This is a genomic window from Pseudomonas sp. AP3_22 TE3818 (genome assembly GCF_053628995.1).
The window spans coordinates 6,326,732-6,340,214 of sequence record NZ_JBRJHL010000001.1; the positions used below are offsets into that span (position 1 = coordinate 6,326,732).

General features: G+C 53.1%; 10 protein-coding genes and 1 pseudogene. 7 read left to right on the forward strand and 4 right to left on the reverse strand.

The window, feature by feature from the left end:
* Window positions 1–163: 163 nt before the first annotated feature.
* The 7 genes and pseudogenes from AB7M25_RS28740 to AB7M25_RS28770 all read left to right on the forward strand — a co-directional run bounded on the left by AB7M25_RS28740 (window position 164) and on the right by AB7M25_RS28770 (window position 9,442).
* Window positions 164–943, forward strand: a complete 780-nt coding sequence (locus AB7M25_RS28740) for an Abi-alpha family protein (RefSeq protein ID WP_454238286.1) — start codon at window positions 164–166, stop codon at window positions 941–943.
* A 661-nt stretch (window positions 944–1,604) separates the two neighbouring features.
* Entirely contained in the window at window positions 1,605–2,984 is a 1,380-nt protein-coding gene (locus AB7M25_RS28745; protein WP_454238287.1) for a purine-cytosine permease family protein, read from the forward strand.
* A 924-nt stretch (window positions 2,985–3,908) separates the two neighbouring features.
* On the forward strand, window positions 3,909–4,664 hold the full coding sequence (locus AB7M25_RS28750) for a hypothetical protein (RefSeq protein ID WP_454238288.1): 756 nt from the start codon (window positions 3,909–3,911) through the stop codon (window positions 4,662–4,664).
* A gap of 372 nt (window positions 4,665–5,036) precedes the next feature.
* A pseudogene (locus AB7M25_RS28755) lies at window positions 5,037–6,018 on the forward strand (integrase domain-containing protein).
* On the forward strand, window positions 6,015–6,290 hold the full coding sequence (locus AB7M25_RS28760) for a hypothetical protein (protein WP_454238289.1): 276 nt from the start codon (window positions 6,015–6,017) through the stop codon (window positions 6,288–6,290). The pseudogene AB7M25_RS28755 and the gene AB7M25_RS28760 overlap by 4 nt, the downstream one beginning before the upstream one ends.
* Window positions 6,291–6,790: 500 nt before the next feature.
* A complete protein-coding gene (locus AB7M25_RS28765) occupies window positions 6,791–8,617 on the forward strand; it encodes a hypothetical protein (RefSeq protein ID WP_454238290.1) in 1,827 nt (608 codons plus the stop codon).
* A 12-nt stretch (window positions 8,618–8,629) separates the two neighbouring features.
* Window positions 8,630–9,442, forward strand: coding sequence for a hypothetical protein (locus AB7M25_RS28770; protein ID WP_454238291.1), 813 nt, complete (start codon window positions 8,630–8,632; stop codon window positions 9,440–9,442).
* A 609-nt stretch (window positions 9,443–10,051) separates the two neighbouring features.
* On the opposite strand, the gene rffA is transcribed toward AB7M25_RS28770, so the two are convergent.
* From rffA to AB7M25_RS28790, 4 genes are all read right to left on the reverse strand, one after another.
* Window positions 10,052–11,197: a dTDP-4-amino-4,6-dideoxygalactose transaminase gene (rffA, locus tag AB7M25_RS28775; RefSeq protein ID WP_429388000.1), complete on the reverse strand. Its 1,146-nt coding sequence runs from the start codon at window positions 11,195–11,197 to the stop codon at window positions 10,052–10,054.
* A gap of 75 nt (window positions 11,198–11,272) precedes the next feature.
* Complete coding sequence (locus AB7M25_RS28780) at window positions 11,273–12,067, reverse strand: class I SAM-dependent methyltransferase (protein WP_429388002.1); 795 nt, start codon at window positions 12,065–12,067, stop codon at window positions 11,273–11,275.
* A gap of 68 nt (window positions 12,068–12,135) precedes the next feature.
* Window positions 12,136–12,528 (reverse strand): GtrA family protein, encoded by a 393-nt coding sequence (locus tag AB7M25_RS28785; protein ID WP_240629032.1) that lies wholly within the window; start codon window positions 12,526–12,528, stop codon window positions 12,136–12,138.
* Between the two features lie 23 nt (window positions 12,529–12,551).
* Window positions 12,552–13,472: a hypothetical protein gene (locus AB7M25_RS28790; protein WP_454238292.1), complete on the reverse strand. Its 921-nt coding sequence runs from the start codon at window positions 13,470–13,472 to the stop codon at window positions 12,552–12,554.
* Between the last annotated feature and the right edge of the window lie 11 nt (window positions 13,473–13,483).

Sequence of the window (13,483 nt, forward strand, 5' to 3'; positions counted from 1 at the left end):
TGGCGCATTTGCGTGGCATGGTCTTCCTCGCCCTGAAAAAGGCGGCCAGCAAGGTGTGTTACACAGGTACAGCGATGCCGCTGAGAAATCAGTACCCACGAAGTGCGGAGATCTGTCAGATTAACGTCTAATCGTTGAGCCCCGAAATCGTTGGGAATGCACCATGGATGAAGAACTGATTGCCAAGCTCCTACCCTTGGCAGGCAAAGTTTACGATGACGTTTGCAGCGATGCTGCCAAAGAACTCGGAGGCATTCTGACTGATGTCATGAAGACCCTCCGGCTGGGACTTGCCCCCATTCAGTACACCGCTACCCTGCAGGACAATCTCAGGGCGCACCTTGCAAAGTCTCTACGCAAAGTATCAGAAGAGAATTTGATCCCGCCCGTACGATCCTTGGCCCTACCGATATTCGAGCAACTCAAGTTCCATGAAGACGGCGTTCTGTCAGAGCTATACATCAATTTGCTGAGCTGCAGCATGGATCGAGAGCGTGTTTCTTACGCACACCCAGGCTTCATCAATGTGATTGCCCAAATGGCACCTGATGAAGCGCTGCTTCTTGAACAGCTTTCCGGTAATGAAGGAAAAATCTACATACGCTGCGGTGAACAAAGTGGGGGCCATTACTCCCCTCTTGAGGATGAGCGCCGAACGCTATACGCGAATGCGGTTTATGATCAACCTATCGAAACACGTGTCGAACCATATGTTGCCAAGCCAGAGAAGCTAGCGTCTCCCGACCTCTTCCTGACGTACCTTGAGCATCTCGTCACGCTGGGCATTGTTGAGTACACAAACGAAGACCAAATCTATATCTCGGCTGGCGTGTCACGTCGTGGAATGCAAATCGAAAGCTTCGTGATCAGGTTGTCGAAGTTCGGCAAACTATTTCGCGCCGCATGCATGGAAGACTTAAGCTTCGGCAGCGCATATGACTGACTGGCATTCAAAGATAGGCGCTTTTAAATCCTCACCTATGGTTGTTTTCTGAAAGCTCTTGCAGCCCTTGTTTTACAAGGGTTCCAGAGGGTTACCAGAATCTCCGGATCTAACACCCGTCTACTTGAGCCGTGACCAAATTGACCCCGTATCTAACGATCCAAACCGTAACCGGTCAGTCTGACAATCCCGTCAATGGCTGTTTTCGCCATTGAGGGCAGCCAATCGGCGATACAGCAACCTAGGCCGTTCACCCATCGACCTGGCTGGTCTGAGTCGTTGCGATTAACAGGACCGCAAACCCATAGGGTGCGGGGCTTGCGGTGATCGACGAAACAACAACCAACCACCGAAAAAAGGTCATATATACCGAAGACGCGGGGCCTGAATTACCCCCTAGGCCCACCCCTTCGGGAGGACCCATTTATTTTTGAATGGTCCGACATGTTTTGTGAGGGCGGATGGCTTTCGAGGCTGACTTTGTTGTGCATCATCTACAGCCAGAAGCTGCCATTAAATCCGTCTACGAAAGCAGGGGGTAGTCCAGGGGTAGACGTACCGTTGCTCGCGTGGGTCGTTAGTAGTTACGAGGTGTTCGTGGTTAGGCCGACGAGCCCTCAATCACCAACTGATAATCGGGGGAATGAATCAGGAGGTGGTCGTGAAGCTTGAAAAGCGAAGTATCGAGTTTGTCCCTCACGCTGAGCGCTATGGCACACCCAGACGGTTGTTCACTATCTGGTTCAGCTCCAACTTCCAAGTGACTGCTCTGATGGTCGGCACGTTGGGTATCGCCTCAGGATTAAGCTTCGCCTGGACATTGCTCGGCCTACTGATCGGCAATCTCGTCGGCACCATCTTCATGGCCGCACACTCCGCCCAGGGCCCTCATTTGGGCGTCCCACAGATGATTCAGAGCCGCGCACAATTCGGTGTCTATGGCGCTGCGATTCCCTTACTGGTGATGGTCACGGCGGCGGTGCTATTCCTGGCCGCCAGTGGCGTCCTGATGCGCGATGCCTTGAAGGCACTGGTGCCCATCAGCGATGACCAGGCCATCGTGGGGGTGGGCATTCTGACCTTCATTATTGGTTTCGTAGGCTATGAGTTGATCCACCGTCTAGGGGCGTGGATGAGCCTGATGTCAACTCTGGTATTTGCCAGCGCGCTGGCTTTGATCCTGCTGCACCCCAGCGACGCGATATCGACAACGGCAAAAGGCGAGGGCTTTTCGCTGACGGCCTTTAACCTGGTCGTCGCGCAGGCGGCGTCCTGGACATTAGGTTACGGCCCTTACGTGGCGGATTACTCGCGTTACCTTCCGGCCCATGTCAGTACACGCGCCACGTTCTGGACAACTTACTGCGGCTGCGCGCTAGGCTCTTTCGCCATGATGGCTTTGGGCGCTCTAGTGGCCGTTGCGATCCCTGCAGCGCTTGGGCATGACCCTGCAACCGAAATTGCCATGCTGTTCGGCCGCTGGGCACCATTGGCGTTGGGCGTGATTGCGCTCGGGGTGATCCAGTACAACGTGCTCTGCCTGTACAGCGCCTACATGTCTTCGGTGACGATCTTCGGAGCCTTTGGTGGGCTGCGATACGTCACAGCTTCTGCAAAAGCGTTGGTGATGGCAGTGCTGACCGTAGCCGCAACCCTGGTCGCCATCGCCACCCAGTATCGTTTTGACACCTTCTTTGCAGACATTTTGATTGGACAGCTCTATCTGCTGATCCCCTGGAGTGCGATCAACCTGGCTGACTACTACTGGGTGTGTCGCGGTCACTATGAGGTGGGCGAGCTATACGACCCCAAAGGTCGGTACGGGCGCTTCAATCGACGAACGCTAGCGGTGTATGCCGTCTCGATCATCGGCACGATCCCGTTCATGAAGCTTTCGTTCTACACCGGCTTTGTAGCGAACTGGCTAGGGGCGGACATTAGTTGGGCCGTGGGCTTGGTGCTCGCAGGGGTAATGTACTGCATGGTGAACAGCCAGCCCTCAATCAAGCAACGTAAATTCCAATCTACTGTTCCTGACTGATTCCTTAGCGACGTGGGCTATACGGAGATTATGAAGTCGCTGACAGCTTGTCCATGGTCTGCTTTTGGCCGATTTTGTTGAAAAAGTCGGCCATGGTTCGCGCAGCAGAAAGTACGGGGCCGAGATTGAAATCTCTATATTTGGCAGAGGCTTTCGGACTCGGATTTTCCGTAGTAGCGTGCAAAAAAGGCGTTTTCACCAGTCAATGATCAGGCATTTGGGCAGACCGACTATTTCAACGGAATCGGCCGATTGCTGTCAGTCACAATGTTGTTTTGGTGGCGCCTAACAGAGGCTAGGTTTGCCGATAAAATGCCCCCCGTTGAGGCCCGAGCCTGCCTCGGGTTCGCTCGCTTCGTCGCTTTAAATCCTCTTATAGGATTAATTTAGGTTCTGGCCTCCAGGCCCGATACGATGCTGCCTGCGGCGTTTTCGGTCTTGTCAGGTATCTTGCTCCTGTCTTGCTCTGCAATGGGTTTTTTCAAGGTTTCAAACCTCGGCTTTAACAAATTGCGGAGCCACCTTGTAAGCCCAACCATTCGTGGCCAGCAGGCTGTTTTGCGAATTTTTAAATCTAACACCTGTCTACCTGCGGACAGGCCCGAAGACGCGTTCATCTAACCGGATGGGCCGATTTCAACTCCTCGTCTAATGGCTGTTTTCGCCATCGAGGGTTTTCTGCCTGTCGTGACAGGCTTAAATCGTCCGCGCCAAGCCGATTGCAATCCTCCGCGAAAACTACAATCGACCAGCGATTTTCAAATATGCCTTTAATCCCTAGACGCTTCACTCCGACGGCGCTTGCTTGTAGATAAGAATCGATTTCAACTGACTATTGCGGCCTACGGAAAAAATGCACTTCAGAAAAATGCACATGAACCGACATAACAGGGGGAGCTTTATCAATCATGCCAAGGAGCATCTATGCGATACCCACTTAAATTCGGTGCAATTGCAGCAACACTTGCATTCGTAGCGGGGTGCGGTCCCAAACCGCCTAACTGCGACAATGAAACGGTAGCGAACATTATCGGCGATGATGTTAAGAGCCAGATTCGACAAGTACTCCTCGACAACGCTAGACCTATGGTAGGCGGTCCGAAGGTAGACGAAACGGAAATTCAAGCCATTCTGTCTGAGTTCAAACCCAAATTGACAAGCACGCGTACCACCAAGGTCGATGCTGCGATCAACAAAAGTTATTGTGCCGGGAAACTAGCTTTCGATGTCTCGAAAGACGCCCTCTCACGCGCCACAAAAGGAATGGACCACAACAACCTCGATAGCTCAATGAACTTGCTGCTCATGGGGGTTTGGACGTATTCTCCGAATGGAGATTTCGATGCATATGGAGCTAAAGCTGGTATTAAAATCGGAGAGCGTGAATATGCTCAGGACATCGAATATACAGCGCAGCCTACAGATAATGGCGATCAGATGTATGTCGAGTTCAGTAAGACCCCTACCGTTACATCCTTTTTAGCCCAACTGTCGTCAGCGGCTATCAACGGGAACCGACCTCCGAGACTAGCTCAACCAGTACCAGTTGCTAACAGCACAGACTCCGATAAATGCGTCGAGGTCAAGGTCGCAGAGTTCCGTAGGAGCCAAGGTGAAGAAGCCCCTGTGATGAACGACATGCTCGAAGAATGGGAGCAGGATTGTGCTAATGGCCGGTAATTTACCTAGCCGGAGATAAAATCGTTTCGGTTGTCCACCTGCCCCATAACCGAATTGAACCCCTGTCTAACGACACCAATGAAAAACGCTCTGTTTGGTCACCTCATTGAATGAGTGCGCGGCGGGCGGCTCAGGATCTCGCGGCGCTGGTCTCGTCAGCCAGTGCAGCCTCCGCCCGTCCACTTCTTCGCAAGTGTTCAGGAAGCCAGATCATGAGATACCCAAGCTCCCGGTCGTAAAGAGCCGCCAGTCCCGCGTTAGTGGACAACCCTCACAGGTCGCAGGGGCCTTGATCCCTGATAACACTCAACATTCTTGGCGGGATGACGTGGGGAAAGGTTTCAAAGGTTTGGCTTGAAGAGGAGTTCGATCATGGGATTAGTGGGTCGGCGAGATGGGCGCAATTTTGGCTATGGTCGGCAACTGAGCTATGCAGGACCGCAGGCATTGAAAGACCTGTTTGGCGGTGGACATTACGGCACGGTCAAGGCGCACAGTGATCGCTGGCAGGCGTTTGTGCGCTGGTGCCGGTCTGGAGATGGACCGGGGTTTAACGATGCGCGACAAATTGATCGGCAGACGTTGCTGGACTACGCCGGATATCTGCGCCAGCAAGTTGAACAAGGTGAGCTCGCCATCGCCACCGCGCAAAACCGGTTGTCGAGTGTGAACCGGACTCTGGCCGCGCTTCGCAGCGATCAGTATGTGAAAGTACCGGGTCCGAGTATGGTGCTGGGAATGCGGCGCACCGGTGTTCGTTGCTCGGTGCCGCAAGGCCAAGATCGCGAACACGTGAAGCGGATCGTCGACGTGCTTTGCGAACACCAGCAGCCGCGCGCCGCGGCCATCGTGCAGTTGGCGCGAGCCACTGGCATGCGCTTGCACGAGGCCATTTTGGCCGACCTTCCCCGCCTAAAACGTGAAGCCAAGCAATTCGGCAAGATCAACATCCAGGACGGCACCAAAGGTGGCCGTTCAGGCGCGTCAGCACCTCGTTGGATTACGGTAGATGATCATATTCGTGACGCACTAAGGTTTGCCGAACAGGTCTCGCCCGATGGTAGCCGTAACCTGCTTGCACCGAACGAACGCTACCTCGATTTCTTGCAGGGAATCGTCGGCCCCGCACGGGACATCCTCCATAAGCAGGACCTCAAAGGCTTCCACGAATTGCGGGCAGCCTATGCTTGCGAACGCTATGAGCAAATCACTCACCATCCCGCCCCCCATCAACGGTGGCCATTGCTATCAACTCGACCGACGCCTAGATCAGGATGCCCGAGTACAAATCAGTTATGAGCTGGGGCACGGCCGTATCGTCGTGGTGGCCGCATACATTGGTGGTCAAGCATGAGCACGGCATTCGATATGAATCTGTTTCTGGCGAGCGTCCTGAGCGGGTCGCATACCACGCGCCAACGCCACCTGCGTCAGGCGAAGGCTATCCAAATAGCAATCGCTGAGCGCTGGCAACGCGACAATCCATGGACTTGGCAGAGAAAACACCTTGCGTGGTTTTTGAATCACCACCTAAACCAGCACACTGAATCGACGCACTATTACTATTTGCTGACCGTGCAATTACTCACTCATCGCTTAGGAAAACCCTGGCAGTTCAACAGCTAAACGAAGGTCAGAAAACGGCCGATTCTGTTGAAAAAGTCGGTTTTCTGAAACGGCCAGAAGATTGACCGGTGAAAGCGCCTTTTCAGCACGCTGCTACGTGAAATCTGAGTCCGGCTAACCTCTGCCGAAAGTGAAGATTTCAATCTCAGGCGCATTCTTTTCTGCTTCGGAAACCATGGCCGACTTTTTCAACAGAATCGGCCAAAAGCAGACCTATCAACCGCTTTCGAGCAAGGCGAACACTCTGCGTTGGCAACGCACCTCCGCAGCATCGCCTACACCTTGGCCAAGCCGTAAAGCAGCCTGATAAGCAAAAGCTCCTACTTTTAGAGACAACTCTCAATTGGATGTTGCATTCAAGAAAGTCGTCTACTCTGTAAATACTCCCTCAGGCCGAGACACCATTAATCTCCCACCTTCATTGATAGTGGGTTTAGCTGAACACCAAAGGGCGAATTTTAAAAATCTATTTTTGGAATAATTGGTCTGTCGGAGGGAACATGACAACAGCGTCGTTTTTCTTTGAGTTTAACAGAGCAAAAAACACACAGCGAACGCGTTCAATATCAGTAGTGAGCTATCTGCTTCTTACTCTATATTCTCTTTACTGCTCCAGCGTGAATGCAGAATCGCTTGATAATTTGATGGCAATTGTACAAATTGAGCAATCACGGTCTTATGGAGACATAAATCGTCTAGAGAGAACATTGAATGCCGCCCCGTTGGCAAGAGTGGAACTCCCCTCTGGAAGTTCGCCCTCAGAGCTAATAAAAAACATATATGGATTTGGCTCTTCAGACTCTAAAGAAGCCTATCAACTCATTGAAAACCGAGTTTTAGATTTAAATGGCGCGGAAAGCCCAACCCACCTCCGCGCGGGAAAAATTATAGTTCCTGACTTACCAACTCTCACAAGCAAGATCGGTGACCATTCACATGAGCCAGCAATCATAGTTGGCAATAGTTCTAGAACTGTAGAGATACAAACATCAGGATCACTTAAATCGCCCTACTCAAAAATAGTGAACATTGCACATCCAATTACAGACTCTCTAGTTTACACAAGAGTTGAGCTATACCCCGCCAACGAGGCGACAGCAATAATAGAAGAAGCTGAAAAAAATGGAGCTCGTCTGCCTTTCGGGATTGAGTCAGGCATACAACTGTCCGATGACTCAGGCGCCTGCACGGAATCATCAGCAACAGTTTTATCACAGGAGGACCGCAACACAATTTCAAAGGCCTTGATGGCGCCAGCCGATAACACAGAGAGGTATGTCTTGGTCTTAGATACAGGCTGGCCAACCTTAGAGTACGAAAAGCGCTCATTGCAAATTATGCGTGAGATATTCGACAAGGTAAGCAGGGGGATTAGGCTGCCAGATAAAGCTATATCTATAACAGAGAAAAATGAAACATCACCCAAGTTTACTCCACCCAGCCACTCACACGCTTGCATGATAAATAGATCTCTCCGTGAATTTACTGACTTAGACAAAAATGAGCGCATAAAACTTGTATTTCTTCCTTTGAAACCTGGACAGAACGTAGCTCGAGACCTTTTCCGAGAAATAATCGAGCTAGACCAAATTATTCTAGCGCTTGGCGGGGATTTATTTGTCAAATCACCATCGCCATATCAAATTCTCTCCGCAAAGGAGTTTGCGGATAAAGCGTTAAACCAGATACCAGCACTTAAGAATCCATGGGAGGCCGGCGACGATGTCGTACGCATTTATGAACCACTCATAAGCGGGCTGATTCGTATTTTGGATACCTACACGCGTATTGATCCCGAATATGGAGAAAGTAAGGTAGACGCTCGTTTTTGGCTTAGTCTTTCTTGGAACTTCACGAAGTTTGTAGCAACACCCGCACTCCCATCATCTGACAGCTATATGGTTTTTGCAGCAGCGGGCAACGACGGTCGGGATTTTGTGGTGGCCCGCCGACTTTTTGCTAGCGAGGCTACCGTTGGATGGCGTGTATTTGCGGTCATGAATAGTGACTCCAAGGGAGGAGGCCTAACCTGCAAGTCAGCACTGTATAAAGATTTATGGACCGAGGATGTTTTGACCAATATTGGTTCGTTCCCCGGAGACCTAGAAAGTGGTCTGTCCCAGCCTTGCCCAGGAGTAGGTGGGGGGACAAGTTTTTCAACACCTAGATTAGCTTGGTTGGCGGCAGCATCAGACACAGCATTAAGAGCTAAAAATTTAAATTGGCAGAAAACTATAAGTCTGCGGCTTCTTAAAAGCCGGAATAGAGTTGATGGCGACCCATATGCAGCACCAGTTCAAGTGTCAAAATTATTTGCACCACAATAGGAGACTTCATCTATGAATATCAGACTGCCACTAGTAACACTCGTTATGCCTCTATGCTTAATGGGGGCGTCTTGTCATAAACAGGTGCCTGAGGGTGGGAAAACCTGGGAATACGTACTGAAGTCATGTGGTGCTAGCGATTTACAAAACTCGAAACCGCTTTATTTTGGCGCGGCAAATGGGAATGGCGTCGGCACAATTTGGTCGTATGATTTGGACACCAAAGATTACTACCCAACATCACAACTCTCTGACATCACTACACGTAAGGACATCGTATTCTCTAATGTGGAGATAGCATGCTCAGGCAGTGTACAGTCTGGCTTAGCGTTTGATGTTGGAGTTACGGCCAAGCCGGTTGTGTATCCAGTCTCGGGCGAAATTCAAGGTGCCTTTAAAAATGCAGAAAGCGCTAAGGTCAGCGTGCAAAGTATCGTACAGGAAGACGCCTACTGGGATCGGTTCAATTCAGAATTTAAAAAGCTCCCAGAAGATGGATCAATCATGAGTGGAGTCGAGAAAAATAACCGATTTATTGTAGGCCGTGCATGGAAAGTTAAGGGACTCAAGGCGGTATTAAGCTACCAGGGAGAGAATGCTATCGCAGCAAAAGCGGCGATTGATGCGAAGGCTGCAACTGGGACTCTCGGAGTGTCAGCCAAATTGACCGACAATAACACTTTAGAAATATCTTCATCTCAAGATTTGTATATTGCTGGCGTACTCCGAAAACTATCTCCTGGGGGGCTATCTGCTGGCTCTGGAGAAACAGTCTCAGACTGGATCTCTGTGCCCGAAAATTCTAACGTGATCCCTCCACATTGATTAATAGGGCTGCTCGCCATATCGAGCAGCCCTTTTATTTTCCCATTCGATTCTAGTCTCAAAAAAAAAATGCAAATTTTACCGTTTTACGTCGGCTGCGTTGAAAAAGACGACCCGGCCGGCTATCCATGCGGTGAAACTGTATTGCATCCGCTGGAAAAAACTCTCGATCTATTGGCAGGATACTTTTAGAGGTAGCGCCGTTCTTCTAATGTAAAATATCTGATTAAAATCAGCTTTTTACCTATTAATTCGACTCCTGGTGCCGCACCATATAGAACAACGACTTAGGCTCACCTTAATGGTGGGCCTTTTTCGTTTCTGGGGTTTCATACCCGAATGGGTCACAACTTCTCAGTTGATGGGAACTGGCGGCAGCCTTTTTGACTGGCACCTCGCTGCACAGCCGGGTGGGCTCCCGCGCGGGTTGTACGCCGAAAGGACTCCCCACGCAGCGCAACGAAGCCGAAACTCGCTTCAGACCACGCACACTGGCGGAGTACCTGGCCTTCCTGGGCTACAGAGAACGCGCCGAGCCGAAAGCTGCTGCGATAAAACTCGGGCTCGAGCTCGGGATCGTGCCGAGTTCCGGCAAGAGTGCTAGTCGAATCAGCGACACAGTTCGTCCCGCAAGACGTCCACCACACGTTCCTGCTGCTCGTCCGACATACCTACCCACAGCGGCAGTCGCAGCAAGCGTTCCGAGAGGCTCACCGTGTTGTCCATGGCGCCATGGACACGGCCGTAACGCTGGCCAGCCGGCGAGGAGTGCAGGGGCACGTAATGGAAGACCGAATTGATTCCCTCTCGCTTGAGGCCATCGAGCACCGGTTGTCGCGGCACGTTTGCGGGCAGCAGCACGTAGTACATGTGCGCGTTGTGCTGACAGTCAGCAGGCACGATAGGGCGGCGCAGTGCCCCGCTGGTTTCCAGCGGCGCCAGCAATTCGTGATACCGCTGCCAGATGGCAAGCCGCGACTGCGTGATGTGTTCGGCCTCTTCCAACTGCGCCCAGAGAAACGCGGCAGTCACGTCCCCTGGAAGGAATGACGACCCGACTTCCTGCCAAGTGTATTTGTCGACTTCGCCGCGGAAGAAACGGCTACGGTCAGTGCCTTTTTCGCGGATGATTTCTGCGCGCAACACATATGCAGGATCATTGACGAGCAATGCGCCGCCCTCGCCCGAAATGACGTTCTTGGTCTCATGGAAGCTGAAGGCGCCGAAGTCCCCGATACTGCCCAGAGGCCGGCCCTTGTAAGCGGCCATGACCCCCTGCGCCGCATCCTCGACCACCTTCAGGTTGTGACGCCGGGCGATCTCCATGATCGTATCCATCTCGCAACTCACGCCCGCATAATGAACCGGCACGATTGCCTTGGTGCGCGGCGTGATGGCCGCCTCGATCAGCGTCTCATCCAGGTTCAGGGTATCCGGACGGATATCGACGAACACGGGAACGCCGCCGCGCAAAACGAAGGCATTGGCCGTGGATACGAACGTGAACGAGGGCATGATGATCTCGTCGCCCGGCTCGATGTCCAACAACAACGCGGACATTTCCAGCGCCGCCGTGCACGAGTGGGTCAGCAAGGCCTTGCTCGAACCGGTACGTTCGGTCAACCACTCATGGCACCGCTTGGTGAACGGGCCATCGCCGGCGAGGATATTGCCGAACTTGGCTTCAGCGATGTAATAGAGTTCTTTCCCCGTCATGTAGGGGCGATTGAACTGGATCTTTTTGTCTTCCACCATTTGGGCCTTCGCACGCAGATTTTAGTCGGGTCGAACTAGACATCACGTCGTTATGCAAAGTGGGGGGCATCCACTCTATTTCCGGACGACAAGCAGCCTGGAAGCACCGACCGGAAAACTCACTCCCACCTTGATGAGCAAACACTCCAGCCACATCACGAAACCAAACAGCACATTGAGCGCCTTGGGTACCGCTAATTCGGCGGTCTCGCTCGTATCGCCCCGCTGTTGCTTCTTGGCACCGCGTGAAATCATCATTGCCGGCAGCAGTAACGAGACGAACGATGTGCTGCGCACGACGGAAAACCCCGCCTCCTCCACCTTGCGATGCAGGTCGGCGGCATCGTAGCGCCGCACGTGGCAGGAATATTCATCCACCTGGCTCCACAGCCACTGATGCTGGGGCACGGTCAAGAGCATGATTCCCCCGGGCTTCAGGGCACGGTACATCTGCTGGAGCACCACGGTATCCGCCTCGATGTGCTCGATGACATCGAACGCGCCAATCGCTTCGAACTCGTCGATGTAAGGGATATCGCGTGCATCCATCTGCACGAACTCGGCACCAGGCAAGCGAGAGGAGGCAAACTTCAGCCCGGTCGAGAACATCTCGCTGCCAAGCAACCTGGCCTTCGGAAACGCCACGGCGACCCGACTCAGAATGAAGCCGGTACCGCACCCGATTTCCAGAAATGAACGCATGCGCGGCGCATATTTCGTCAGCGCCCATGTAATCAACCTGCCACGCGCCCGGAACCAGAAATGGTCGCTTTCAAGATGCGCGTAGGTCTCGTAGAAGTCGGCCTTGAAGCCCTCCTGCTTGTCCTCGAGCTCTGGCGCAAACGCGGCAAAACCGTTCTTTCGAGCCACCTGATGTCCACACTGGACGCATGTCCATTGCTCCGAGGCGTACGGCGTCTCGCATTCAGAACAGATCCTCACGCCTGATTCCCATCCGGTTGGTTATGACGAAAGACGAATAGCTTGAAGAGGACGAACAAGAAACCTCCTACAACGAAAATGGCAGCGGCCTGGACCCACTGATGAGGATATCCCAGCTTGTCGACGAACACCGTCAGCAAGGCCAGGTTGAGCACATAGCCGGCTGCGTGCGCCAGGCCGAAGCGCCAGGCCGTCCCCACGACGTTGCCGCGATGTTCGAACGCCCAGTTGCGGTTGCCCAGGAAGCTGATGCAGATGCCAAGCACGTACAGGAAGCTCATGGCCAGCTTGAAGGGGATGCCCAGCCACGTCAATGCCAGGTAGGCCGCATAACCGATGGCATTGCAGGCGACGCCGACAACAGCGTAACGCAGAATGGGCCTGATCATGGGCCGCCAGCGCTGCATGAGAATCACTCGTCTCCCCAGACGGCAATCCCGAAACCCGTCTTGCCATAGCCGTTGCCGTTATAAAGCATGTAGCGTCGACCGGCATGATCGAAGACGAACGGGTAACAGATCATCTCCGAATCCCAACCCGATTCCGATACGTCGATTCCCACCTGCTCATCGTGTCGCGTCCATTGCACGCCATCGGACGAGGTCGCGTAGCGGATCCGGTAGGTGGGGCAGTCCTGCGTGGCTCGGGAGCAGAACCACATCCGGTACATGTCCGCATCCTTGAGCACGCGCGGCACACCCAGGGCGTACTCGTGTTCGTCACGGAAACCGATGGCAACCGTACCGTCGCGCTCCCACTCGATCCCGTCGGCGGACTCGGCATACTCGAGATGATAGAAGTGCTTCGCTTCCGAAGGACCTTGCTCCCATCGCACACAGGAGGTGAACCAGGCCCTGAATCGTCCGGCCTCGAACTGCACCTCGGGGGTGGCGACGAAGTGAGGAAGATCGCGGGTGCGGTCGATGACGGGGCCGCGGAACAGCTTCTCGAAGCGCTGGGTGGCCTCGTTCCATTCGGCCAGGCCGATGGAGTTGCGGATCTTCACCGTTACGCCCAGGTTGATCCCGGTGTAGTACAGCAGCTTGCGGCCACCGACGTTGACGATCGAATTGGGCAAGGCGCCACTGTCGTCGAAACATCCGAGGTCGCCCGGTTCGAGGACCGGATCCGGATGGACGCGCAAGACCTTGGTCGGGTCCTGCATGTCGATCTCGAGGAAGCCGCCGTGTCCGCGATTATGCTTGTCACGCGATGAGAAATAGATGCGATACAGGTCGCCGTCCACTTGCTCAGCAATGGGAATCATCGCGTGAGAATGCAACCAATCGCTCTGCCCTTCTGCGCAGAATATCTTGCCTAGTTTTTTCCACATGGGATGTCTTC